This window comes from Mycobacterium sp. 2-64, from assembly GCF_035918375.1.
GTDB lineage: Bacteria > Actinomycetota > Actinomycetes > Mycobacteriales > Mycobacteriaceae > Mycobacterium > Mycobacterium intracellulare.
This window is the reverse complement of the sequence record NZ_CP142361.1, coordinates 4240920-4265293: the sequence shown is the minus strand read 5'-3', so window position 1 is coordinate 4265293 and position 24374 is coordinate 4240920. Positions and strand designations below refer to the sequence as shown.

The following is a 24374-nucleotide window of genomic DNA, read 5'->3' as shown; positions in this document are numbered from 1 at the left end:
GGAGAGTGGATAGTGCGCATCGGGATCGCCGGCGCGGGCGCGGTCGGTCGTTCGGTCGCACTCGAGCTACTCGAGGCCGGTCACCGCGTCTTGCTGATCGAGCGCAACGTCGACCATTACGTACCGCAGACGGTGCCCGACGCGGAGTGGCTACTCGCCGACGCGTGTGAGCTGGCGTCGCTCCAAGAGTCGGGACTGCAGCTGTGCGATGTCGTCATCGCGGCAACCGGCGACGACAAGGTGAACCTCGCGGCGGCGTTGTTGGCCAAGGCCGAGTTCGGGGTCGCTCGAGTGGTGGCGCGCGTCAACGACTTGAGAAACGAGTGGCTGTTCACCGAGGCGTGGGGCATCGACGTGGCGGTCTCCACGCCCCGCGCCATGGTGGCCGGGGTCGAGGGGGCCATCGACGTCGGCCACCTCGTGCAACTGATGGGGCTCGCGCGCGGTCAGGTCGGCCTGTCGAAACTGACACTGCCGGTGGACAACCCGCTTGTCGGCCGCCGGATTAGTGACCTGCCGCTGCCGGATAACGCCGCGTTGATCACCGTGCTGCGCGCCGGCAGCGTCATCTTGCCGCAGCCCGACGACGTGCTCGAGGCCGGCGACGAAATGTTGTTCGTCGCAGGCAGTGCCGCCGAGAATCAGGTCCGCGCCCTCATCGTCCAGGGCGCCCCGGCCCGGGCGGCGCGCCGGCGTGAAATACCGGCCGGCCCGGTGAGAAACTTGCCCGCCTAGTTCGGGCCCAACGCGTGCCACCTACCTAGAACACGTTCTAGTCTGTGGAACCATGGGATTTCTGAAGCCCGAGCTACCGCAGCTCGACATGGCCGAATGGAACAAGGGCAGCCGCAGCGACAAGATCCGCCCGATGGCCAAGCACTGGGCCGAGGTCGGCTTCGGCACACCGGTCGCGCTGCACCTGTTCTACGTCGTCAAAATCCTGCTCTACATCCTCGGCGCGTGGGTGTTCGCCTCGGCCACCCGCGGCCTCGGCGGGTTCACACAGGTCGCGTCGTGGTGGTCGGAGCCGATCGTGTTCGAGAAGGTCGTGCTCTACACGATGCTGTTCGAGGTGATCGGATTGGGCTGTGGCTTCGGCCCGCTGAACAACCGGTTCTTCCCCCCGATGGGTTCGGTCCTGTACTGGATGCGCTTCGGCACCATCCGGCTGCCACCCTGGCCGGACCGCGTGCCACTGACCAAGGGCACCAAGCGCAAACCGATCGACGTGGCCCTGTATGCGCTGTTCCTTCTGGTGACGTTCGCGGCGCTGTTCGCCGACGGCACCGGGCCGATCCCCGAACTGGGCACGACCATCGGGCTGTTGCCCGCATGGAAGGTCGTGCTGATCCTGCTGCTGCTCGCGGTGCTCGGCCTGCGCGACAAGGTGATCTTCCTGGCCGCGCGTGGCGAGGTCTACGCGACGATGGCGGTGACGTTCCTGTTCGCCGCGCCCGACATGATCGTCGGGTCCAAGGTGGTGTTCCTGGTGATCTGGATGGGCGCGGCGACATCCAAACTCAACAAACACTTTCCGTTCGTGATCTCCACGATGATGTCGAACAATCCGCTGGTGCGGCCCCGCTGGCTGAAAAGACGCTTCTTCGAGAAGTTCCCGGACGACCTGCGGCCGGGGTGGCTGTCGCGGTGGCTGGCGCACCTGAGCACCGCCATCGAGATGCTGGTGCCGCTGCCACTGTTCTTCTGTCACGGCGGCTGGCCCGTCACGGTGGCCGCGGTGGTGATGGTGTGCTTCCACCTCGGCATCCTGGTCTCGATCCCGATGGGCGTGCCCCTGGAGTGGAACGTCTTCATGATCTTCGGGGTGCTGTCGCTGTTCGTCGCCCACACCCAGCTGGGTCTCGCGGACCTCAAGCACCCGGTGGTGGTGGCGATCCTGTTTGTCGTGATCGCGGGAATCGTTCTGCTGGGCAACATGTTTCCGCGCAAGATCTCGTTTCTGCCCGGGATGCGGTACTACGCGGGCAACTGGGACACCACCCTGTGGTGCATCAAGCCGTCCGCCAACGACAAGATCGGCAGGGGCATCGTGGCGATCGCCAGCATGCCGCAGGCCCAGCTGGAACGGTTCTACGGCAGCCCGGAGGCGGCGCAGATTCCGCTCTACATGGGATACGCGTTCCGCGGCTTCAACACTCACGGCCGGGCGCTGTTCACGCTGGCGCACCGCGCCATGGCCGGCCAGAACGAGGACGACTACGTCCTCACCGACGGCGAGCGGATCTGCAGCACCGCGATCGGCTGGAACTTCGGCGACGGCCACATGCACAACGAGCAGCTGATCAGCGCGCTGCAGGAGCGCTGCCACTTCGAACCGGGCGAGGTCCGCGTGGTTCTGCTTGACGCGCAACCGATTCACAAGCAAACGCAGGCGTATCGGTTGGTCGACGCCGCGACCGGTGAGTTCGAGCGCGGCATCGTCCGGGTCGCCGACATGGTCACCCGCCAGCCCTGGGCCGACGACGTTCCCGTCGAGGTGGTGTCGGGGTAGGCGCGGTTGTAACGCCACGGCGACATTTCCCGCCGGAAACCGCCGTGGCGTTACTCCCGCGATGCCTCAGACCCCCGCGCGCACTTCCTGCGCGGCGGCGACCATGTTCTTCAGCGACGCGGTCACCTCGTCGGAGTTGCGGGTCTTCAGTCCGCAGTCGGGGTTGACCCAAAGCCGTTCGGCCGGAACGGCTCGCAGCGCCGCGCGCAGCGACTCTGCCATCTCCTCGGTGCTCGGCACCCGGGGCGAGTGGATGTCGTAGACGCCCGGTCCGACGCTGTTGGAGAAGCCGATCGCGTTGAGGTCGTCGAGCACCTCCATGTGTGAGCGTGCCGCCTCGATCGACGTCACGTCGGCATCCAGATCGGCGATCGCGCCGATCACATCGCCGAATTCCGAGTAGCACAGGTGGGTGTGGATCTGCGTGGAGTCCGCGACACCCGACGTGGCCAGCCGGAAAGCCCCTACGGCCCAACGCAAGTAGTCGTCCTGGTCGGCGCGACGCAGCGGCAGCAGCTCACGCAGCGCCGGCTCGTCGACCTGGATCACCGCGATACCGGCGGACTGCAGGTCCACGGTCTCGTCGCGAATCGCGAGCGCCACCTGGTTGGCGGTGTCGGCCAGCGGCTGGTCGTCGCGCACGAACGACCACGCCAGGATCGTCACCGGACCGGTCAGCATGCCCTTCACCGGCTTGTCGGTCAGCGACTGCGCGTACTTGGCCCACTCCACCGTCATCGGGTGCTGGCGGATCACGTCGCCGTAGAGGATCGGCGGACGCACGCAGCGGCTGCCGTAGGACTGCACCCAGCCGTTCTTGGTGGCGAAAAAGCCCTCCAGCTGCTCGGCGAAGTACTGCACCATGTCGTTGCGCTCGGGCTCGCCGTGCACCAGCACGTCGATCCCGAGGTTCTCCTGCAGCTTGATGACGTCGGCGATCTCCTGCTTCATCCGCTTTTCGTACTCGGCCGCGTCGATCTCGCCGGCGACCAGCGCGGCGCGGGCCTTGCGGATCTGAACGGTCTGCGGAAACGACCCGATCGTCGTCGTCGGCAGCGGCGGCAGCTGCAGCCGCTCGTCCTGGCTGGCCCGGCGCCTCGCCGCGTCACCGCGGTGTGTGCCGGAGGCCACGATCGATTCGATGCGGGCACGGATGCGGTCGTTGTGCAGGCGCGGATCGCTCTTGCGGGAGGCCACCGCGGCGTTCGATGCCGCGATCTCCTCGGCGACCGCCTCGCGCCCCTCGCGCAGCGCGCGAGCGAGCGCCACCACCTCGCCGACCTTCTCCTGTCCGAAGGCCAGCCAGCTGCGCAGCGCCTCGTCGAGTCCGGTCTCCGGCTCCAACGAATACGGGACGTGCAGCGTTGAGCAGGATGTCGAGACGGCAACCGCGGCAGCCGAACCCAGCAGGCTCGCCAGCTTGTCCAGCGCCGCCTGCAGGTCGGTGCGCCAGATGTTGCGTCCGTCGACGACGCCGGCCACCAGTACCTTGTCGGCTAGTTCGGGGACCGCGGCGATCGCCGTGTCGGGACCGTAGACCAGGTCGACGCCGATGGCCTCGACGGGCGTGCGGGCCAGACCGGCCAACGCCGCGCCGGGGTCACCGAAGTAGGTGGCGACGTAGATCGACGGCCGGTTGCTCACCGCGCCGAGCTTGTTGTAGACGGCCTCGGCCAACGCGGGCGCGTCGGGGGAGGCGTCGGTCACCAGCGCCGGCTCGTCGAGCTGCACCCACTGCGCGCCGTTATCGGCGAGCAGCGACAGCAGCTCGGAATAGATCGGCACCAGTTCCTCGAGTCGTTCGATGGGTGCGCCCGCGCCGTCGACGCCCTTGCTGAGCAGCAGGAAGGTGATCGGCCCGATGACGACCGGCCGCGCGGGAATGCCCTGTGCCAGTGCTTCTTTCAGCTCCGAGAGCACCTTGTCGGGGTTCAGCGCGAACTTCGTGGTGGGGGCGATCTCGGGAACGATGTAGTGGTAGTTGGTGTCGAACCACTTGGTCATCTCCAGCGGCGCGACGTCGGAATTGCCGCGCGCGGCAGCGAAGTAGCGGTCGAGGTCGTCGGAGACGTGCGTGGCCCGCGCCGGCAGCGCGTCGAGCATCACCGCGGTGTCCAGCATCTGGTCGTAGTAGGAGAAGGTGTTCACGGGCACCGAGTCGAGGCCCGCGGCCGCCAGGCTCGCCCAGGTGTCGCGGCGCAGTGTCGCGGCGACGGATTCCAGTTCCGATCTGCTGGTGCGGCCGGCCCAGTAGCCCTCGGTGGCGCGCTTGAGTTCGCGTTTCGGGCCGATGCGCGGCGAGCCGGTAACCGTGGCGGTGAATGGTTGAGTGGTCACGTTTTTCGTCCTTTTATCAACGGTCTGGTCACCGCCGGCGGACGCGAGGCCGAACCGTCTCGCGGTGCGTGCCCGATTTTCTTTCAGGCACTTACCACTAACGGTTACGGTCAAACGCCCATTCCACGAGGCGATGAGCCCGCCGGACGCGGCGCGTCCGGCACAGCTGGCAGGTCTTCGGACTCGCAGGCGCGCACCAGGTGGTGCTCACGCCCGGCCGACGATGCGGCCCGGAAGGGCCGCTGAGGAGCCGGGCAGTTCCTAATGGCCGTCGCTTCCCAGTCTTTTCGCCAGACCAGTGCTCGTGACGGCGGTCGTTCCTGCATACCGCTGCGGGACAGTCCCGGACTCCCACCGGGTTCCCTCTTGCGAAGCATGTCTAACATGTCTCGCTCGATGCCGACGCCGCGTTGTGCGGTGACGGCAGACCAGCTGCGTAGCGCAGCTTACTCCGCTGGTGACGGGGTCAGCGAGCCAGTGCCTGGGCGATCGGGACGTCGCCGTTGTTGAACTCGATGGTGCGGCCGATCGTGGAGTCGTCCGCCAGCGCGGCGGCGGCGACGTGCGCGACGTCGGCGCGCGAAACCGAGCCGTTGCCCTCGCCCAGCGCGATGCGCCCGGTCGCCGGCTCGAGGGTGAGCCGACCCGGGCCCAGGACCGTCCAGTCCAAGTCGCTGGCGCGCAGGTGGGCGTCCGCTGCCGCCTTGGCCTCCGCGTAGGCGAAGAACGGGTCGCCTTGTGGCACACCATGATCCGGGCCCGCGCCGAAGTAGGACACCATCACGAACCGCGTGACGCCCGCCTGGGCCGCGGCATCGATCACCCGGATGGCCGCGTCGCGGTCGACGGCATAGGTCCGTGCCGGGTTGCCGCCGCCGGCCCCGGCGGAGAACACGACCGCGTCATGCCCGGCCAGCAAGCCGGCCAACGCGTCGGTGTCGAGCCGCTCGATGTCGGCCGTCACCGGTTCGGCGCCGGTGGCGGCGACATCGCCGGCGTGGTCCGGGTTGCGGAAGACCGAGCTCACGTCGTCGCCGCGTTCGGTCAGGATCCGGGCCAGTTGCAGGGCGACCTTGCCGTGGCCGCCGATGAGGGCGATGCGAGCCATGCCCCCACGCTACTTCCCGCCAAACTGCAACTCCCGACGCGAACGCCGGGTAAGCGGTAGGCGGTTACGGTCTCACGGGAGAAAGGTTAGAGCTTCACCTTGCCCATGATGATGTCGATGATCGGCTTGCCCGGCGCGTAGGCGCCGGTCATCGAGGCCATGGTGTGGCCCGAGTCCACCAGCAGGGTGATCCCGCTGACGCCGCAGGCCGCCTCGCTGTTGAGGAAGGCCATCACGTCGCCCATCTGCTCGGGCGTGTGCACCTTGGAGCCGGTCTCGTCGCGGTAGTCCTGGGCGAAGGACAGCCACAGGTCGGCGTTGGCCTGGGCCAGCGGGGTGTCGGTCGGGCCGGGGCAGATCGCGTTGATGCGAATGCCCTTCTTCGCCAACGGGTAGCCCTGGGTCGCCACGTAGGTGTTGATCACCTTTTTGCTGGTGCCGTAGTGGTTGATCCCTTCGGCCTCGTGCGCCTGGCACCACGCCTCCGCCGCCGCGAAGTCCGGGGTGGCCAAAAATTCCAGCATCAGGTCCAGGTCGTTCTCCCAGCCCATGCCCGCGACCGAGGAGATGAAGCAGATGGCCGAGCCGTTGGGCAGTTGGTCCTTTTCCAGCAGGCGGTCGATCAGGTGGCGGTGGCCGATGAAGTTGATCTTCATCAGGTCGATCGTTCCGTCGGCGACGCCGGCGGCGGAGAACACCGCGTGGATGGGGCCGTCGACCTGCTCGAGGGCGGAATCGATGGACGCGGGGTCGCGCAGGTCCACCTGGACGGACTGGGCGACCTTGTAGTCCACCGGCGCGTAGTCCATCACGATCACTTCGGCCCCCAGTTCGGCCGCTGACTTGGCCGCGGCGGCGCCCATGCCAGTCGCGCCGCCGACCACCAGAGCGCGCTTGCCGTCGTAGCGCAACCGATCGACAATGGTCATGGAAATCCCCTTCTCGGATAATGCCAACGCGGTTCTAACTGCTCAACTGTATGGGTAACAGTTATTTGGTTCAATACCGGGGCGGGTTATTGCGGTTTACTTGCCGCGCACGGCGACGCCGCGCAGCACGGTGTCGCGGGCGTGTACCAGTCCCGCGCGTTTGCCGACGTCTCGGAGGATGTTCTCCGGTATCCACTGCAGGCCGACCACGCAGCGTGCCAACATCGCGGTGGACGGCGCGTCGACGCCGATCTCCCCGGACCGGATCCCCTCGGAAAGCAGCGTTTTCATTTGCCGCAGCCGCGTGGCGTACAGCCAGCCCGGGTTGGGCGTGTCCGGGGGCGATTGACGCATCCAGGCGAGTTGGATCCTGAACTCGTCGGAAAACCGGTCGAGCGCGTTGACATTGACCCAACTCAGCGCGTCCAGCTTTTCGATCGGGGTGGCATCCGAGCGCAGGACGTTGACCCAGCCCGCCTCCACCTTCTTGCCGAAGGACTCCATGATCGAGGCGAGCAGCTCGTCCTTGGATCCGATCACCCGGTACACGGTCCCGGTGCCAAGCCCGGCGGCCGACGCGATGTCCCTGATGGTGGTGACCTCATAACCCCTGCGTCCGAATTCCGTTCGCGCCACCGCGCGCACGAGTGCCGCCTTGTCGCTGGGGTCGGCGTCGCTGTCGTCGGACCAGGTGGCGATGACGTCGTCGGCGGCGGCGAAGGCCTTCGAGCGGTCCAGCGCGGCGTCGGTCGGCGAGCGAGTTGCCAACCCTTGCAGGATGATTCGGCACAGCAGGCCGGCCACCTGATCCCCGGGAGATTTGTGGCGCATGACGTCGAGGCCGACCTGCAGCATGGTTTGGCAGATGCGGTCGGCCAGTGTGGGCAGGTCGATGTCGGGTTTGATGTAACCACTCCACCGGCCGGCGCGCAGCGTTTGCAGCATCGCCTCCTGAATCGCGACCGGCCGCTGCTGCGTCAGCTTGATCAGCTCCGGATCCGTGCTCGGCCCCTCGTAGAAGGACATCTGCAGGGCGGCGCGGTGTTCGACGGCGCAGTTGGCGATCGCCGCCCCGAGCTCGATGATCTGTTCGGCGACCGGACGGGAGTCCGGTTCGTCCAGCTTCGCCTGCGCGGACCGGCCGATCCGTTCCAGATCGTCTTGGTAGCGCCGGATCAGCTCGACGAGGATCGCCTCTTTGGACTCGAAGTGGTGATACAGGCTGCCGGGAAGAATGCCTGCGGCATCGGCGATTTCCTGTAGCGAGGTCCGCAATCCGGAGGACGCGATCAGTGATGCCGCCGTGGCAAGGATCTCGGCGCGGCGCGTGGGGGAGTCGGTGGTTCCGCCGGACCGCAGTGACTCGGCTTTCGCCATGATCAGCGGTGTGGGAGTCCGGACGAGCGCGGGGTGGCGAGCATGCGCATTCGTCCTCTCGTGCCGAACCAAATCTTTGTTAGAGGCTATCAGACCCGGGCCCGATGAATGCGCTGCACAAGCGGCGAAAACCCCATTCTAGAGCGCCGGGCCATCCCAGCGGTCGCGCGCGACCACGTCCTCGACCGGGCGCCGCGGGGCCGGCCGGAAGGTGCGGCCCGCGCGTAGGCGGCCCACCGGCAGCAGGCAGCCCTGAACGTAGGTTTGCGGAATCCCGAGCAACTTTCGGACTTCTTCCTCGTGGTGCAGGTGCAGCGTCGTGATGCAGGTCCCGTATCCGCGGGTGTGCAGGGCCAGCTGAAAATTCCACACCGGCGGGAAGATCGAACCGTACAGCGTTGCCAGGTGGAACGATTCGTCACCGTCGATGCGCGGCAAGTAGGGCTCGTAGCAAGGGATCACCAGCAGCGGCACGCGCGCCATGTTCTCCACCAGCCACTCGGTGGACGACATGACCCGGCTCTCGGGTGTTCCCGCCGGCATCAGATCGGCAAGCAGCTGCCCGCCGACCCGCCGCAGGTAGGCCTCGCGATACAGCTCGGCGATCTTGGCGCGCAGCGCCGGATCGGCGATCACGAGCCAGCGCCACGACTGCGCGTTGGACCCGTTCGCGGCCTGCAGGCCGATCCGCAGGCACTCACGGATGTTGCCGAGATCGACGTCGGCGTCCAGGTCGAGCGACTTTCGCGCCGACGGGGTTGCGGTGAGCAGATAATCGATCTCCATCAGTGACGGCCTCTCTTCGCAAGGCGCGCACCGATTTCGGTGAGGTACCGGTCGGGCCCGCCGAGAAACGCGCTCCAGCCCAGCAAGCGCTTGAGATAGAGGTGAGCGTCGTGCTCCCAGGTGTAGCCGATCCCGCCGAACACCTGGATGGCGGTGTCGGCCACGGTCGCCAGCCGCCCGGCGAACGCCTTGGCCCGCAGCGCGGCAAGATGCCGCTCGCCGCCGGATTGCCCGTCGGCGCCGGGGTGCGCGTCGCTGGCCCACAGGGCGTGGATCACCCCGCTGCGGGCCAGCTCGACGGTCTCGTACATGTCGACGCACAGATGCTGGATCGCCTGGAACGAGCCGATCGGCTGACCGAATTGCGTTCGGGCTTTGGCGTAGCCGACGGCGAGGTCCATGACTGCGCGCGCGACGCCGAGCGCGTCGGCGGCGGACGCGATCAGCACGTCGTCGATCACCGCGGCCATCTGGTGCGCAGACACCGGGGCCAGGCGCCGGGCGGGGGCGGCGTCGAACGAGACGCGAAACTGCTTGCGGGTCGGGTCGATGCCGGGCTGGGCCGCAATTGACACCCCGGGCGAGCCGTTTCGCACCGCGAAAAGCCCGGTGTCGCCGGCATCGTCGGCGAGCACGAGCAGCTCGTCGGCGGCGGCGGCATCGGGTACGCCGATGGCCTCGCCGCGGAGGGCCACACCGTCGTCGCGGCGGCTGGCGGTGACGGACGCGTTGCCGAGGTCCAGGAAGCAGACGGCGGCGATCGTGGTGCCGTCCGCGATCCCGCACAGCAGCTCTGCGGCGGTATCGTTGGCGCCCAACAGGTTCAGCGCCTGTGGGGCGGCCACCGCGGTCGACAACCACGGTCCCGGATGCAGTGCGGCCCCCAGCTCTTCGGCGACGATGCCGGCCTCGACCATCGTCATGCCGGAGCCGCCGCAGTCCTCCGGCACCAGCAGACCGGTGACGCCGAGACCGGCCAGGCCCCGCCACACCGACTCATCGGTGCCGGTCGGGTCGTCGAGTAGCGGGCGCACGTGGTCGGAGACGGAGGCCTTTTCGGCGAGGAAGCGCCGCGTGGTGTCGCGCAGCGCTACCTGCTCGTCGCTGAGTTCGAGGTTCATTTTCGCGGCAGCCCCAGTACCCGTTGGGCGGTGATGTTCTTGTTGATCTGGCTGGTGCCGCCCGCGATGGTCAGCGCGCGCGACGTCAGGCGGTAGTCCGCCCACGGGGCACCGGTGTCGCGGCCGCCCAGCGCGTCAAAGGCCAGGGCGGCCAGGTCCTGCCCGATCTCGCCCCACACGGTCTTGGCGAGGCTGGCCGACCCCAATGCATCACCGCCGTGCATCGTGGCCGAGATCGATCGTTGACACAGGACTTCGAGATACTTGATGCGGACGGCGATTTCGCCGAGGCGCCGCAGCGTGACCGGGTCGTCCAGCGCGCCGGTGTCCGCCGCGGCGAGATCGTCCACCAGCTCTTCGAGCCGCACCTGCATCTCGGCGTACAACCGGGCGGCCCCGGCACGCTCGTGGCTGAGCGTGGTGGTGGCCACCTGCCAGCCGGCATTGAGTGGCCCGAGCAAGGCGTCCGACGGCACCCGCACGTCGTGAAAGAACACCTCGGCGAAGTCGGCGTCGCCGTTGAGCGTGACCAGCGGGCGTGCCTCGATGCCGGGCAGGGTCATGTCGACGATCAGACAGGAGATCCCCTTGTGCTTGGGAGCGTCGGGATCGGTGCGCACGTAGAGCTGGCACCAGTCGGCCCGATGTCCCAGCGACGTCCAGATCTTTTGGCCGTTGACGATGAAGTCGTCGCCGTCACGCACGGCGCGGGTGCGCAACGCCGCGAGGTCCGAGCCCGCCTCGGGTTCCGACATGCCCTGACACCAGATGTCGTCGGCGCGCATCATGCGCGGGAGCAGGGTGCGCTTCTGGGACTCGGTGCCGTATTGCATGATCGCCGGCGCGATGTTGTTCAGCCCAATGACGTTGAGCGGCACGGGCGCTCGGGCGCGGGTGGTTTCCTCGGTGTAGACCAGTTGCTCGAGCACCGACGCGCCGCGCCCGCCGTACTCACGCGGCCACGACACCGCGGCCCATCCCGCGTCGGCCATCGTCGCGTTCCACACGCGCAGCTTCTCGAACGCGGCGTCGTCGCGCCCGGTGGGCCGGCGGGCGGCCACCAGCTCGTCGGTCAGGTTTTCCGAAAGCCACTCACGCAGCTCGGTGCGGAACTGTTCCACTTCCGCCGGGTATGAGAAGTCCACTTTCCCGGACTTTACGGTTGGGCACATAGGGGGTCAATGACGCGACGCCAGAAGCGGACGATCACGGGGCGTGCGCGGCCCCGACCGCGCGCGCAGCGCTGCGCGCGGTCGTAGATCGCCGTGCGATCGACCGGGCGCCGGACCTGCTCGCGCAGTTGGTCATCCACGGTCAGCTCCCGTGGTGTTGGGGTGCGGGGAATTCGATGTCGGTCCCGCCCGGCATCGGGCTGACACCGCGCCGCGCGCACACTTCGAGCACCTCGTCGACGATTGATGAGGGGATGATGAACTTCTCCGTCGACGACATCTGCTCGAGGTGTGCCTCGATGTCCTCGGCGGTGGGCCGGCTGCCCGCGTCGGAGAGCCATCCTTGGGTGAGGCCCACGAACACCCGCGCGTAGCGGCCGGCGGATGCCGAATAGTTGCGATGGCTGAACGTGCAGGCCCTGCTGGCGAGAAAAATCACCAACGGCACGACGAGTTCGGGCCTGATGGCCTGCATGAACCCGGATTCGGCGAGGAACTTCTCGTCACCGACGGTTTCGGTGACCATGCGCGAGAAGCCGGTCGGCAGCACGGAATTGGCGAGTATCCCGTGTGCCTCGCCTTCGATCGCGATGACGTTCGTCAACCCGACCAGGCCGGCCTTGGCTGCGGCGTAGTGCGCCTCCATCGGCTGACCGAAGATCCCGGCGGATGACGAGATGAACACGAATCGGCCGCCGCCGTTCTTCTTCATCACGCGGTACGCGGACTGCGACAGGTGAAAGCCGCCGTCGAGATGCACCCGCAGCATGCGCGCCCAGTCGTCGTGCGAGAGGTCCTCGAAGGGTGCACTGCCGAAGATGCCGGCGTTGCTGATCACCGCGTCCAGGCGACCGTACGTGTCGACCGCGGTGTCGACGATCGCCTGACCACCGGCGGGGGTGTCGACCGAGTCGTAGGAAGCGATCGCGGTGCCGCCGGCCTTCGTGATCTCGTCGACCACGTCGTCGGCCACGCGGGCGTCGGCGGCTTCGTCTGGAAGGCCCCGCATTCCGCCGCCCAGGTCGTTGACCACCACCGCGGCGCCGCGGCGGGCCAGGTCCAGCGCGTACAGCCGACCGAGCCCGCGGCCGGCGCCGGTCACCACCGCCACCTGGCCGGTGAAGTCAATCATGATGTGCTCCCGACTAACTCGTGTCCACCCAGGTGGAGCTCCGACCCGTTGGGACAGACCAACCCGGGCGATTGACTGCGCTCACGGCGGACTTTACGGTGGAACAGATATTTGGTCAACGACTGGTTCGGAGGTCCGGGGTGGCGGACGACGCGCGTGGCGACGGGGTGCGGGGGCTCGCGATGCTGGCCTCGGCGCTGGCGGGCCGCGCGGTGGCCGTCGCCGAACTGCAGCCGGGTGAACCGCCGTGGACGGACGGCCAGACGATCTACGTCGACCCGGTCGCGCCAGACCGCGCGCGGCTCGCATCGGTTGCGGTGCAGGCCTCGCTGATCGCGGCCGGCAGTCTGGATCCCGCCATTGTGCGTGCCCTGGTACGCCACCCGCGGCTGGCCAGACGCTATCTGGCGGTGGAGGGTCATCGCGCACTGGTGAGTAACGCCGACGTGCTGCCGGGCATCCTTGCGTCGGTCGGTGATCGCGGCGTCGCCGGCCGCAGTGACTCGCCTGCGGCGTCGCTGCGCATCGCCTCCGGCCGGGGCGCCGTCGAGGTCCCGCGGCCGGAATTCGGCGTGATACGTGCGGCAAAGGTGGTGACGGCGGCCTCCCGCTTGGCACCGCAACGGAATCAGGCTGAATCCCAACACGTTCCGCGAAATTCGAGCGATCAGAAGCGGGAACTCGAGGAGCTCGACGACGGTGACGTCGACGATTCCGACGACCCGGACTTGTTCACCAGCCCGGTGGGCGGGGGCGGCTTCATCGGCAAATGGCTGAAAAAGATGCTGTCGTCCGCGCGCAAGACCGGGAGCGGCGGGGGTCCGCCCGGCGCGGACGGCTTCACGCATCGCACCAACTCCACCAAGCGCGGCGCCTACGCCGTGGCGTCGCTGGCGTCGGCGCCCGGGGACGAGGGGAACGAGCAGGACCCCATCGCGGACGGCGTGCGGTATCCGGAATGGGATGTGGCGCGCAAGAGCTACCGGCCCGCATGGTGCACCGTGCGCGAGATCCAACCCGAGATCAAGGCCACCGCGACACAGGCCATCGACGACGCCATCGGTGTGCGCCGGCCACTTTCGCGGCTCGGCATGGGGTTGCACCGCCGGCACCGGCAGTCGCAAGGCGACGACATCGACATCGATGCCGCCGTCGAAGCCCGGGTCGAAGTGCGGGCCGGCGCGGTGCCCGACGAGGCGGTGTACCTCGACAGCCTGCGGCGCCGGCGCGACCTGTCGGTGTTGCTGCTGCTCGACGTGTCGGGGTCGGCGGGCGAACCGGGAACGGTCGGGCGGACGGTCCACGAGCAACAGCGCGCCGCGGTCGCCAACCTCACCGTGGCCCTGCACGACCTGGGCGACCGCGTCTCGCTCTACGCCTACTACTCGCAGGGCCGGCGCGCGGTGAGCATGGTGCCCGTGAAGCGCTTCGACGACCAGCTGAACGCCCTGGTCATCCGGCGGCTCAACAGCCTGGAACCCGGCGCGTACTCGCGGCTCGGCGCGGCGATCCGGCACGGTTCGGCGGTCCTGGAGGCGCGCGGCGGAACGTCGCGGCGGCTGCTGGTGGTGCTGTCCGACGGGCTCGCCTACGACCACGGATACGAGCGCGCCTACGGTGCCGCCGACGCGCGCCGCGCCCTGACCGAGGCCCGCCGGCGGGGGACCGGCTGTGTGTGCCTGACCGTCGGCGCGGGCACCGACGTGCAATCGCTGCGCAGGGTGTTCGGCAGCGCCGCGCACGCGACGATCGCACGCCCCGATCAGCTGGCCGGCGTCGTCGGCCCGCTGTTTCGGTCTGCGCTGCGCTCGGCGGAGGTTCGCCGCAGGGTGTCGGTGATGTCAAGTCCCAGAACACAGTTGGCGCGCCAACTCACCGGCCCCGCACGCTACGACGCTTGAAAACAAACATCTGTTCCGGCTAGGCTCCAATCGCCGGACGATCTGAAGGGAAGCTATGGCCAACGAGTCCGGGCTTGCGTACTTCGACCGCGGTAAGTCCGAGGGGGACGAAAAGGGAGAAGTGCGGCCCTATTACCAGGCGGTCGGCAGCGAAGAGGCCGTCTTCAAGGCGGCGTACCGCCAGGGCCTGTCGCTGGTCCTCAAGGGTCCGACGGGCTGCGGAAAGACCCGATTCGTCGAGGCGATGGCCTACGACCTGGGCCGGCCGCTGATCACCGTCGCCTGTCATGACGACCTGACGACCGCGGACCTGGTCGGCCGCTATCTGCTGCGCGGTGACGAGACCGTCTGGGTGGACGGCCCGCTGACCCGGGCCGTGCGCGAGGGTGCCATCTGCTACCTCGACGAAGTGGTCGAAGCCCGGCAGGACACCACCGTGGTCCTGCATCCGCTCGCCGACCACCGCCGTCAGCTGCCCATCGAGCGGCTCGGTGTCACGCTGGACGCCGCCCCCGGATTCGGCCTGGTGGTGTCGTACAACCCGGGGTATCAGAGCGTGCTCAAGGACCTCAAGGATTCGACCCGGCAGCGTATGGTGGCGATCGAATTCGACTTCCCCGCAGCCGATGTCGAAGAGGGAATCGTCGCGCACGAGGCCGGGGTGGACGCCGCCATCGCGGCCGAGTTGGTCCGTTTCGGCCAGGCGATCCGCCGGCTGGAGACCGGTGGGCTGCGTGAGGTCGCGTCGACGCGCGTGCTGATCGCGGCGGGCAGGCTGGTGGCCGAGGGGCTGAGCATGAAAGAGGCCGCCCGGGCCGCCATAGCGGGGCCGCTCACCGACGATGTGGCGGTGGGCAGGGCCCTGGGCGAGATGATCGAGATCTATCTGTGCGGGCCCGACGGGCCCGGTCATTGACGCTGCATACCGGCCCGGCTAGGGTCTGAACAAATATTAGGTTTTTGATTTGGGGCGCGCGCCTGAGTTCGTCACCCGGGAGGTCAGATGTCCTACGAGAGCAGCGCTGAGCCGATCAAGGTCGGTTACCTGATGGATTTCACGCTGCCGCCGGGCTTTCCGGAGGATCTTTTCGCGTCGTTCACCCAGACCTTCGACCTCATCTTCGAGGAGGCCGTCGCCCAGGGCCTGATGGACCGTCCGGTGCAGATGATCTATCGCGAGGTGGAGGGCCTGCCCAAGGGTTCGGTCAAGGCGGTGATCGATGCCTACGGCGAACTGGTCGACGAGGGCTGCCTGGTGGTCTTCGGCCCCAACATCACCGACAACTGTGTGCCGTTGCGCGAAGCGATCGAGGAGCGGTTCAAGGTGCCCGCGATCAGCGTGACCGGCACCGACGACTGGCTAGGCGAGTGGACCTTCGCGTTCCCCCAGGGATCGATGACCGACGAACCCATCTTCCTGGCCGACCTGATCGCCAAGCGGGGACTCGCCGAGGTCGGTGTCCTGGTCGAGCAGAGCCTCATCGGGGAGAGCTACCTGAAAAACCTGCGAAGTGCCTGTCGGCGCAAGGGCATTCGGATCGTGGCGGAGGCCGCGATCGCCCAGACGGCTCAGGACATCAACGCTGCGGTGCAGACGCTCCACGAGGCAAAGGCCGAGGCGATCGTGCACCTGGGATTCGGGTTCGGGATCGTCTTCATCAACCCGGCGCTCGAGGCTCTCGGCTGGGACCCACCCCGTTTCACCACCACCGCGTGGCAGAACGCCTGGGTGAACCCGATCATGTGGAACGCGTTCATGGGCTGGATCGGCGTCGACCAATACGACGAGGCCAACCGTATCGGCCAGGACTTCCTCGACAGCTACGCCAAGAAGTACAACGGCAGCCGCCCCGAGTTCTGCGTGACCGTGGTGAATCGCGACGTCGCCGCGACACTCGTGCGCGCATTCACCGACGCGCACCCGCTCAGCCCGCGCGGCGTCAAGGAGGCGCTGGAGCGGGTGAAGATGATGCCCGCCGCCTCGGGGGCGCCCGGAACCCGGGTCTCCTTCGGCAAGTGGACGCGCCGGGCATGGATGGGCGCCGGGTATCTCGTGGCCCGGACGTTGGATGCCGACGGCGTCAACTCGCACCTGGTTGATCGCTTCGGCGAGGAAGGGTGACGACGATGTCCACCGAACAGTCCACACCCCCTGCCGCGCAGCAGGAAACGGTTTCCCCGCCGCGAACCAACAGGCGCGGCTGGGGCGGTTGGATCTCCGGCGCCGCACTGGCCGCCTTCGTGTTGTTCTTCATCGCGAACTGCCGGGTGGCCCTCGACCCGCGGGTGGCCAATCCGAACGTGCAGGGGCGGCCGCGCCCGGTGAAGTTCATGTTCGGGCTGGACTACATCGACTTCCTGGACTGGGCCACCGTGGTGGCGCTGATCGTGCTGTTGATCGTCTTCATCAGGGGCTGGCGCCGCAACCCCGGCAGCCCGGCGATGCTGATGTTCTTGTGCACCACGCTGATCGTGTGGCAGGACCCGATCATGAACTGGTCGCCGTTCGCGGTCTACAACCCCGATCTGGTGCACTGGCCGGAATCCTGGCCGCTGGTTTCGCTGTCGCCGACGGTCGAGCCGTTCGTGGTCTTCGGTTACGTGATGTTCTACTTCGGCCCCTACTTCCCGGCCGTCTGGCTGCTGCGCAAGCTGCAGGCGAAATACGGGCCCGCGAGCTATGCGTCGCGGCACCCGTTGGTGTGCCTGGGTCTGATCACCCTGGTGATCGGTTTCGTTTTCGACGCCTTCCTGGAGAACACCCTCGTCCACTGGGGCATGTACATCTACTCGCAGGTCATTCCTTGGGGATCGGTGTTCACCGGCACGACATTCCAGTTCCCGTTGATCTGGGAGTCGTTCTCGGTGTGCTTCGTGATGGTGCCGGCCGCGATCCTTTGTTATCGCGACGACACGGGTAAGTCGGTCGCGGAAAAGCTTGCCGCAAAGGCGAAGTTGTTCCCGGGGCGACCGGTGCTGGGCACGTTCCTGGTGATGTTCGTCATCATCAACGTGTCCTACTTCGCGTACGGCGGCTGGTTCTGGGTCATCAAGGTCAGCCATGCCGCCACCTCGGTGGCGTGCCCGTGGCCGTACCCCGAGGCCAAAGTCTATGACCCGCAAGGCTTCTACGAGAAGGCGGGCGCGCAGGGTCCGTTCTCGGTCGGCATCTGGTCGACGTGGGCGAGCGGGGAGCCCAACGGTCGACCCCACGTCGAGCCCCCGCCACCGGGCGAAGGCCCGTGTGCGACTCCCCCGTCGGGCAACCATGGCTGAGCCGCGCACGGTCGTCATCACCGGCGCGTCGCGCGGGTTGGGGTTCGCCTCGGCGGTGCGGCTGTATCGGGAGGGGTGGCGGGTCGTCGCGGCCATGCGCACACCCGACCGGGGAATGCCGCTGCTGCGTCGGGCGATTCAGGACCGGGGGCTGTCGCCCGACGACGAACGGTTGATCGGTGTGCAGCTCGACCTGACGGACACCGCGTCGATCGCCGCGGCGGCCAAGGCCATCGAAGAGGCCGTGGGTGCACCGTATGCGCTGGTGCACAACGCGGGCATCTCCGCCGCCGGAATGGTGGAGGAGACCGACATGGCGTTGTGGCAGCGCATGTTCGCCACCAGCGTCCTGGGGCCCGTCGCGCTCACCCAGGCCCTGCTGCCGTCGATGCGGGCGGCCGGTGCGGGCCGAATTGTGTTGGTGTCCAGCGCCGCTGGAGTGCGCGGCCAGCCCGCCACCGCGCCGTACTCGGCGGCCAAGGGGGCGCTGGAGCGGTGGGGGGAATCGATGGCGTGCGAGATCGCGCCCTTCGGACTCGGGGTCACCGTGGTGGTCGCCGGCACCTATGACACCGAGATCATCACCGACGCCGGCACCACCGACGATCGCAACTTCGAGGGCCCGTACGCCCGGCTGCACAACACCATGAACAGCCGCGGTCGCTTGGCGATGAAGATGGCCCGGCCACCGGAGCGCTTCACCGATGGCCTGCTCAGGGCGCTCGAGGACCGCGCGCCGTTTCGCCGCCGCGGCATCGGCCCGGACGCGTCGATCTTGCTGGCGGCCAACAGGATCCTGCCCGCCTCGGGCATGCACCACATGTCGCGGACCGTGCTGGGCATACCCAAACAGGGGTCGATGCGGGGCGGGGCGTGGCCGTTGACGACAAGTCAAAAGGCGATGGTCTTCGTCGCCCGCGTTCTTCCGCAGCCGGTACTGCAGCGCTTGGCCGCGGTAGCGGGGCGGTCCTCGTCGCAAAAGAATGCGGCAACGCAAGGGGATTAGAGGGGCAACCATGGAACAACTTTTCGACGATCTAGCGGATTTCGGCGCCTTCGACGACGCGATATCCGGCGACGTGCGCGACCCGTACACCGAATTGGCGCGGCTGCGCCACGAGGAACCGGTGCAGCGACTCGAGACCTCGGGAGCGCTTCCGCACGAGGAAGGGCTGCCCATGTTCATCGTGTATCGCCACGAGGACATCCAGCAGATGCTGCGCGACAACGAGACGTTCTCCTCGGCCGCGGTCATCGCCGCGTTCGGTCCCGTGCTGGGCGAGGGCGTAATGCTGGGCATGGACGAGCCGATCCACGGACGGTTGCGTTCCTTGGTATCGAAGGCGTTCTCGCAGAAGTCGTTGGCGCGCTGGCAGGACGAGTTGGTCGGCCGCGTGGCGAACGGCTTGATCGACAAGTTCGCACCCAACGGTAAGGCGGATCTGGTCAAGGAATTCACCTTCGACTACCCGAGCCAGATCATCGCGGGGTTGCTGGGCTTGCCGGAGAAGGATTACCCACAGTTTCAGCGGTGGTCGATTTCGCTGCTGAGCTGGCTGATGAACCCCGAACGCGGGCTTGCGGCCTCAGCCGCTCTGTGCGAGTACTTCGCGCCGATACTCGAGGCCCGCCGGGCCGACCCGAAGGACGACTTGATCAGCGCCCTAGGTGCGGCCGAGATCGACGGGGAGAAGCTCGCGGACGAGGAGATCTTCTCGTTCCTTCGGCTGCTGCTGCCAGCGGGCGTCGAGACGACCTACCGCGCACTCGGCAGCCTGCTCTTGGCGCTGTTGTCGGATCCGGCGCAGCTGGATGCCATCCGCGCGGATCGATCGCTGCTGCCCCAGGCGATCGAGGAGGGCGTGCGCTGGGAATCACCGCTGTTGACCATCACCCGGGTGGCGACCCGCGACACCGAACTGGGCGGCGTGGCGATTCCGGCCGGGGCGACGGTGATGCCGATGCTCGGTTCGGCGAACCGGCAAGAGGATCGCTACCCCGATCCGAACAAGTTCGACATCCACCGGGAGGCTCGGGCGCACCTGGGCTGGGGGCACGGCGTACACGTCTGCCTCGGCATGCACCTGGCGCGCCTCGAGATGCGCACCGCCATCAACCTGCTGCTCGACCGCCTGCCGAATCTTCGGCTGGACCCCGACGGGGACGACCCGCACATCCGCGGTCAGGTCTTCCGGTCACCGACGTCGGTTCCGGTGCTGTTCGATCCGCAGTAACCAGCCCGGCAGCGGTTGCAACTTGCCAATCGGCTAGGTTGCGGTAAGGCTCTCAGTAGCCCTTCAACGACCCAGAAGAGAGTGACAGATATGACTGAGGCTGTAAAGGTCCGCTTCGAGCCGAAGATGATGATCGACGGCAAGCTCGTTGACGGGCAGGCCGGCACCTTCACGAACATCAATCCGGCGACCGAAGAGTCGCTCGGGGAGGTGGCCGACGCCTCCAAGGAGGACATGCACCGGGCCATCGACGCCGCCCGGCGCGCCTTCGACGAGACCGACTGGTCCACCAACAAGGAGTTGCGCAAACGCTGCCTGCTACAGCTGCACGAGGCGATCGAATCGGAGAAGGAAGAACTGCGCGAGGAGCTGATCCTTGAGGTCGGCTCGCCGCGGGCCATCACGTTCGGCCCCCAGCTGGACGCCCCGCTGGAAGACGGGCTGAAGTATCCCGCCCGGTTGATCGACGAGTATGCGTGGGAGACCGACCTGGGCGACAAGGTCATCAGCCTCACCGGCACGCTAACCACCCGCAAGGTCTGGCGGGAGCCGGTGGGTGTGGTCGGGGCGATCGTGCCGTGGAACTTCCCGTTCGAGGTCACCCTCAACAAGCTCGGCCAGGCGCTGGGCACCGGCAACACGGTGGTGCTCAAGCCGGCGCCGAACACGCCGTTCAACGCCACCCGGCTCGGCCGGTTGATCGCCGAGAAGACCGACATCCCCGCCGGTGTGGTCAACGTCGTCACCGCGTCCGACCACTTCGTGGGCGAGGAGCTCACGCTGTCGCCGAAGGTCGACCTGATCTCCTTCACCGGTTCGACGGTCGTCGGCAAGCGGATCATGGAAAAGGGTGCGGCCACCATGAAGCGGCTGTTTTTGGAGCTCGGCGGCAAGTCGGCGACCATCGTCCTGGAGGACGCGGACTTCGGGACGGCGTGCATGGTCGGCATCGCGCCGTGCATGCACGCCGGTCAGGGGTGCGCCAACCCGACCCGGCTGTTGTTGCCACGGTCCCGGTACGACGAGGGCGTGGAGATCCTGAAGAACATCTACGAGAACGTGACATGCGGCGACCCGCAGGACCCCGCAACGCTGTGCGGGCCGGTGATCTCGCAACGCCAGTTCGAGCGCGTCACCGGCTACATCCAGAAGGGTGTCGACGAGGGCGCCACCGCGCTGGTCGGCGGCCCCGGCGCGGAAACCGGCTTTGATAAGGGATACTTCATCCGGCCGACGCTTTTCACCAACGTCGACAACAAGATGACCATCGCGCAGGAGGAGATCTTCGGCCCGGTACTCTCGGTCATCCCGTTCGATGACGAAGAGGACGCGATCCGGATCGCCAACGAGAGCGTGTACGGGCTGGCCGGCAACGTCTTCGCCGGTTCCCTCGAGCGTGCGCTGTCGGTCACACGCCGCATCAAGGCCGGCTTCATGGGCGTCAACGGTGGCGCCCCGTACGGGGCCGACACGCCGTTCGGTGGCTACAAGGAAAGCGGTGTGGGGCGCCAGAACGGTGTGGCCGGGTTCGACCAGTACACCGAGATCAAGTCGGTCGCATACCCTGCCGGGTAGATCACCTTTCGACGGATTGCCGCCAGGGTCGCGGTTTCGGGCTTAGGCACGGCCGTGGTGACAATCTCGTTGCGGTAACCCATGCGTGTGGACCGCGAATTCGTCTTCGCCGCCGTCGCCGACGAGCGGCGTCGCATCGCATGTCTGCTGGACGGATTGAGCCCCGCACAATTGGCCACGCCGAGCCTGTGTGCGGGTTGGGATGTCAAGACAGTCGCCGCTCATGCGGTCAGCAGTGCCACGGATGGCACCCCCACATTCCTGCGGCTCGCGCTGCGCCGTAGGAGCATGGCTCGCGCGATCGACGAATTGGCCCGCCGCCGTGGCGAATTGCCGGCCGCTGAGATCGTAGCCAGTCTGCGCGAGTGCGCGGATCGCCGGATCGATCCGCCACTATTCGGACCGCTGGACCCACTGGCGGATGTCTTGGTGCATAGCGCTGACATCCGGATCCCACTCGGACTGCCCTTCCAACCCGATCCGCAGCGAGCAGCATTGGCCATGGACTTCTTGACCGGCCGGTGGCCGTTCGGCTTCGTTCCCCTCGGGCGATTACGCGGAATCCGCCTGTGCGCCGGTGATATTGACTGGGCTTGGGGCAGCGGTGCGGAAATCCGCGGACCGGTCGCCGCTCTGATGCTGGCTGTCACCGGCCGCACTGCGCTCCTAGGCATGCTCGACGGGCCCGGCCTGCCGATACTTGTCTCGCGGTTGTCGGTGCAGTCCGGTGACCCTCGCCGCAAAGCTTGACCTAATATTTGTTCAGCCCTAGATTGGCAGGTGAAGTCGCGTCGCCCGGGTTCACGCTGGTGGTGCGGTTACCTGGATGCCTAGGAGTCCTGTTGAGTGATCTCGAATCGGTCGATTTCTTCACTGACCTATCCCTGATTCCTGACCCGTACCCCTACTTCGACGACCTGCGCGCGCGTTGCCCGGTGTTGGAGCGACCCGAGCAGGGCGTGATGGCGGTAACGGGACACTCCGAGGCGCTCGCGGTCTACAAAGATCCGGCGTTCTCGTCGTGCGTCTCGGTCGCTGGCCCGTTTGCGGGATTGCCTTTCGAGCCCGAAGGCGACGACATCGGTCACTTGATCGAACAATATCGCTCGCAGATCCCAATGAGCGAACACATCGTGACTCAAGACCCACCGGAGCACGCCCGGACGCGGGGTCTGCTCAGTCGCCTGCTAACGCCCAAGCGGCTCAAGGAAAATGAAGACTTCATGTGGCGACTCGCCGATCAGCAGCTCGACGAGTTCCTGTCACGCGGGAGTTGTGAATTCCTCGACGAGTACGCGCGACCGTTCTCCGGCCTGGTGATCGCCGACCTCCTGGGGGTTCCAGTCGAGGACCACGAAGAGTTTCGGGACGTGTTTTCCGGCAAGTTCTCCGGTGGGGTCGAGGACGACTCGATGACCCGCGCGCACAATCCGCTGGAATACCTCGACGAGAAGTTCACCACCCACATCACAGAACGACGCCGACAACCACGCGAAGACGTGTTGACCGAGCTGTCCCAGGCGAAGTATCCCGACGGCTCGATACCGGAAGTCATCGACGTGGTCCGGCTGGCGACGTTTCTGTTCGCGGCCGGCCAGGAAACCACGACCAAGCTACTCAGCTTTGGCGTCCGCATCCTCGCCGAGAACCCGGACTTGCAAAAGCTGCTCCGCGAAGACCGCAGCCGGATATCGAATTTCGTCGAAGAGACGCTGCGTATGGAAAGTCCGGTCAAATGCCACTTCCGGATGGCACGCACGACGACCTCGATCGGTGGCATCGACGTGCCGGCAGGGAGCACCGTGATGCTGCTGCCCGGTGCGAGCAACCGGGATGCACGAAAGTTCGAGCGACCCGATGCGTTTCTCATCGACCGGCCGAATGTGCGCGAGCATGTGGCCTTCGGTCGTGGCAATCATTCGTGCCCGGGCGCGCCGCTGGCCCGCGCCGAGGGACGGATCTCGCTGAATCGCATACTCGACCGGATGGCGGACATCACCATTGCGGAGGCGAAGCACGGGCCGACGGACGCCCGTCGTTACACCTACGACCCGACTTGGCAGATGCGAGGTCTGTCCGAGCTGCACCTCGAATTCACCCCGATTCCGTGAGTGTCCATGATTTCGGCGGGTGGGATCCCGGCTTCACCCAGCGCTTTCTCGCCGCGACGGAACCATTGGCGCGGCGCTGGTTTCGCTTCGAAGTGCGGGGGCTGGAATCGATGCCGCCTGAAGGCGGTGCCCTGGTCGTCGGCAACCACTCGGGCGGCATACTCACGCCCGACGTGCTGATCTTCGGCGCGGCGTTCTATCGCAAGTTTGGCTACAAGCGTCCGCTGTACACCCTCGGTCACGACGGGATGTTCGCAGGGCCGGTGGCGGGATGGCTGGCTCGCCTTGGCCTCATTCGTGCCAACTCGAAAAACGCCGCGCGGGCCCTTCGGGCCGGTGGTGTGGTGCTGGTGTTTCCGGGCGGGATTTACGACGCCTATCGACCGACGGTGGCGGAGAACGTCATCGATTTCAACGGCCGGACCGGATACGTCAGGGCGGCGATCGAGGCGCAGGTGCCGATCGTGCCGGTGGTCTCGATCGGCGGGCAGGAGGGGCAATTGTTCCTCACGCGGGGCACATGGCTGGCGAAGCGCCTTGGCCTGTCGCGCTGGCGATCCGACATTCTGCCCGTCACGGTGGGTTTGCCGTTCGGGCTGAGCATGATCATGCCGCCCAATCTGCCGCTGCCCACGAAAATCGTCAGCCAGGTCTTGGAACCGATCGATGTCGTCACCCAATTCGGGGACACGCCTGACGCCGTCGAGGTCGACGAGCACGTCCGCGCGGCGATGCAGCAGGCCCTGGACGGGCTGGCCCGCGAGCGGCGCTTCCCGGTTCTGGGGTAGGGCCAGTTCGACGGA

20 protein-coding genes and 1 riboswitch are annotated in these 24374 nt (G+C 67.1%); of the genes, 12 read left to right on the top strand and 8 right to left on the bottom strand.

Annotation, left to right across the window (positions count from 1 at the left end):
* Positions 1-12 precede the first annotated feature (12 nt).
* A complete protein-coding gene (locus QGN31_RS19725) occupies positions 13-735 on the top strand; it encodes a potassium channel family protein (RefSeq protein ID WP_009957546.1) in 723 nt (240 codons plus the stop codon).
* Positions 736-787: 52 nt separating this feature from the next.
* A complete protein-coding gene (locus QGN31_RS19720; RefSeq protein WP_014379396.1) occupies positions 788-2512 on the top strand; it encodes a DUF3556 domain-containing protein in 1725 nt (574 codons plus the stop codon).
* Positions 2513-2578: 66 nt separating this feature from the next.
* Here QGN31_RS19720 and metE read toward each other — a convergent pair whose 3' ends face one another.
* From metE to QGN31_RS19680, 8 genes are all read right to left on the bottom strand, one after another.
* The gene (metE, locus tag QGN31_RS19715) at positions 2579-4849 is read right to left on the bottom strand and encodes a 5-methyltetrahydropteroyltriglutamate--homocysteine S-methyltransferase (RefSeq protein ID WP_014941417.1); all 2271 of its coding nucleotides are present in this window, start codon (positions 4847-4849) and stop codon (positions 2579-2581) included.
* A 169-nt stretch (positions 4850-5018) separates the two neighbouring features.
* A riboswitch (cobalamin riboswitch) is annotated at positions 5019-5242 on the bottom strand.
* Between the two features lie 73 nt (positions 5243-5315).
* The gene (locus QGN31_RS19710) at positions 5316-5957 is read right to left on the bottom strand and encodes an SDR family oxidoreductase (protein ID WP_014384012.1); all 642 of its coding nucleotides are present in this window, start codon (positions 5955-5957) and stop codon (positions 5316-5318) included.
* Positions 5958-6043: 86 nt separating this feature from the next.
* Positions 6044-6886 carry an SDR family oxidoreductase gene (locus QGN31_RS19705; RefSeq protein ID WP_008254428.1) on the bottom strand — a complete coding sequence of 281 codons (843 nt, stop codon included), beginning with the start codon at positions 6884-6886 and terminating at the stop codon, positions 6044-6046.
* 96 nt (positions 6887-6982) lie between these two features.
* Positions 6983-8263, bottom strand: coding sequence for a TetR/AcrR family transcriptional regulator (locus QGN31_RS19700; protein ID WP_014941418.1), 1281 nt, complete (start codon positions 8261-8263; stop codon positions 6983-6985).
* A gap of 138 nt (positions 8264-8401) precedes the next feature.
* Positions 8402-9049, bottom strand: a complete 648-nt coding sequence (locus QGN31_RS19695) for a nitroreductase family protein (RefSeq protein WP_014384014.1) — start codon at positions 9047-9049, stop codon at positions 8402-8404.
* The gene (locus QGN31_RS19690) at positions 9049-10170 is read right to left on the bottom strand and encodes an acyl-CoA dehydrogenase family protein (RefSeq protein ID WP_014941419.1); all 1122 of its coding nucleotides are present in this window, start codon (positions 10168-10170) and stop codon (positions 9049-9051) included. Before QGN31_RS19690 ends, QGN31_RS19695 begins: the two co-directional genes overlap by 1 nt.
* Positions 10167-11342 carry an acyl-CoA dehydrogenase family protein gene (locus tag QGN31_RS19685; RefSeq protein WP_179960062.1) on the bottom strand — a complete coding sequence of 392 codons (1176 nt, stop codon included), beginning with the start codon at positions 11340-11342 and terminating at the stop codon, positions 10167-10169. Before QGN31_RS19685 ends, QGN31_RS19690 begins: the two co-directional genes overlap by 4 nt.
* A 142-nt stretch (positions 11343-11484) precedes the next feature.
* Complete coding sequence (locus QGN31_RS19680; RefSeq protein WP_014384017.1) at positions 11485-12474, bottom strand: SDR family NAD(P)-dependent oxidoreductase; 990 nt, start codon at positions 12472-12474, stop codon at positions 11485-11487.
* Between the two features lie 140 nt (positions 12475-12614).
* Between QGN31_RS19680 and QGN31_RS19675 the strand changes: the two genes are divergently transcribed.
* The 10 genes from QGN31_RS19675 to QGN31_RS19630 all read left to right on the top strand — a co-directional run bounded on the left by QGN31_RS19675 (position 12615) and on the right by QGN31_RS19630 (position 24359).
* Positions 12615-14375: a nitric oxide reductase activation protein NorD gene (locus tag QGN31_RS19675; RefSeq protein WP_014941421.1), complete on the top strand. Its 1761-nt coding sequence runs from the start codon at positions 12615-12617 to the stop codon at positions 14373-14375.
* 55 nt (positions 14376-14430) lie between these two features.
* Complete coding sequence (locus QGN31_RS19670; RefSeq protein ID WP_009957560.1) at positions 14431-15291, top strand: CbbQ/NirQ/NorQ/GpvN family protein; 861 nt, start codon at positions 14431-14433, stop codon at positions 15289-15291.
* 87 nt (positions 15292-15378) lie between these two features.
* On the top strand, positions 15379-16497 hold the full coding sequence (locus QGN31_RS19665) for an ABC transporter substrate-binding protein (protein ID WP_009957561.1): 1119 nt from the start codon (positions 15379-15381) through the stop codon (positions 16495-16497).
* Between the two features lie 5 nt (positions 16498-16502).
* Complete coding sequence (locus QGN31_RS19660) at positions 16503-17651, top strand: spirocyclase AveC family protein (RefSeq protein ID WP_029385560.1); 1149 nt, start codon at positions 16503-16505, stop codon at positions 17649-17651.
* Complete coding sequence (locus QGN31_RS19655; protein ID WP_014941422.1) at positions 17644-18657, top strand: SDR family oxidoreductase; 1014 nt, start codon at positions 17644-17646, stop codon at positions 18655-18657. The genes QGN31_RS19660 and QGN31_RS19655 overlap by 8 nt, the downstream gene beginning before the upstream one ends.
* 10 nt (positions 18658-18667) lie before the next feature.
* Positions 18668-19885 (top strand): cytochrome P450, encoded by a 1218-nt coding sequence (locus QGN31_RS19650; protein ID WP_014941423.1) that lies wholly within the window; start codon positions 18668-18670, stop codon positions 19883-19885.
* Positions 19886-19975: 90 nt separating this feature from the next.
* Positions 19976-21460 carry an aldehyde dehydrogenase family protein gene (locus QGN31_RS19645; RefSeq protein ID WP_014381987.1) on the top strand — a complete coding sequence of 495 codons (1485 nt, stop codon included), beginning with the start codon at positions 19976-19978 and terminating at the stop codon, positions 21458-21460.
* 87 nt (positions 21461-21547) lie between these two features.
* Positions 21548-22210, top strand: a complete 663-nt coding sequence (locus tag QGN31_RS19640; RefSeq protein WP_014381988.1) for a maleylpyruvate isomerase family mycothiol-dependent enzyme — start codon at positions 21548-21550, stop codon at positions 22208-22210.
* A gap of 92 nt (positions 22211-22302) precedes the next feature.
* Positions 22303-23571 carry a cytochrome P450 gene (locus QGN31_RS19635; protein ID WP_020188677.1) on the top strand — a complete coding sequence of 423 codons (1269 nt, stop codon included), beginning with the start codon at positions 22303-22305 and terminating at the stop codon, positions 23569-23571.
* Entirely contained in the window at positions 23568-24359 is a 792-nt protein-coding gene (locus tag QGN31_RS19630) for a lysophospholipid acyltransferase family protein (RefSeq protein ID WP_014381990.1), read from the top strand. Before QGN31_RS19635 ends, QGN31_RS19630 begins: the two co-directional genes overlap by 4 nt.
* Positions 24360-24374 lie beyond the last annotated feature (15 nt).

Bases quoted from the DNA above. Each gene is read 5' to 3' on its own strand.
- QGN31_RS19655 (WP_014941422.1), top strand. From the start codon at position 17,644: ATGGCTGAGCCGCGCACGGTCGTCATCACCGGCGCGTCGCGCGGGTTG.
- QGN31_RS19650 (WP_014941423.1), top strand. From the start codon at position 18,668: ATGGAACAACTTTTCGACGATCTAGCGGATTTCGGCGCCTTCGACGAC.
- QGN31_RS19670 (WP_009957560.1), top strand. From the start codon at position 14,431: ATGGCCAACGAGTCCGGGCTTGCGTACTTCGACCGCGGTAAGTCCGAG.
- QGN31_RS19645 (WP_014381987.1), top strand. From the start codon at position 19,976: ATGACTGAGGCTGTAAAGGTCCGCTTCGAGCCGAAGATGATGATCGAC.
- QGN31_RS19685 (WP_179960062.1), bottom strand. From the start codon at position 11,342: ATGTGCCCAACCGTAAAGTCCGGGAAAGTGGACTTCTCATACCCGGCG.
- QGN31_RS19710 (WP_014384012.1), bottom strand. From the start codon at position 5,957: ATGGCTCGCATCGCCCTCATCGGCGGCCACGGCAAGGTCGCCCTGCAA.
- QGN31_RS19660 (WP_029385560.1), top strand. From the start codon at position 16,503: ATGTCCACCGAACAGTCCACACCCCCTGCCGCGCAGCAGGAAACGGTT.
- QGN31_RS19700 (WP_014941418.1), bottom strand. From the start codon at position 8,263: ATGGCGAAAGCCGAGTCACTGCGGTCCGGCGGAACCACCGACTCCCCC.
- QGN31_RS19720 (WP_014379396.1), top strand. From the start codon at position 788: ATGGGATTTCTGAAGCCCGAGCTACCGCAGCTCGACATGGCCGAATGG.
- QGN31_RS19705 (WP_008254428.1), bottom strand. From the start codon at position 6,886: ATGACCATTGTCGATCGGTTGCGCTACGACGGCAAGCGCGCTCTGGTG.
- QGN31_RS19695 (WP_014384014.1), bottom strand. From the start codon at position 9,049: ATGGAGATCGATTATCTGCTCACCGCAACCCCGTCGGCGCGAAAGTCG.
- QGN31_RS19690 (WP_014941419.1), bottom strand. From the start codon at position 10,170: ATGAACCTCGAACTCAGCGACGAGCAGGTAGCGCTGCGCGACACCACG.
- QGN31_RS19680 (WP_014384017.1), bottom strand. From the start codon at position 12,474: ATGATTGACTTCACCGGCCAGGTGGCGGTGGTGACCGGCGCCGGCCGC.
- QGN31_RS19665 (WP_009957561.1), top strand. From the start codon at position 15,379: ATGTCCTACGAGAGCAGCGCTGAGCCGATCAAGGTCGGTTACCTGATG.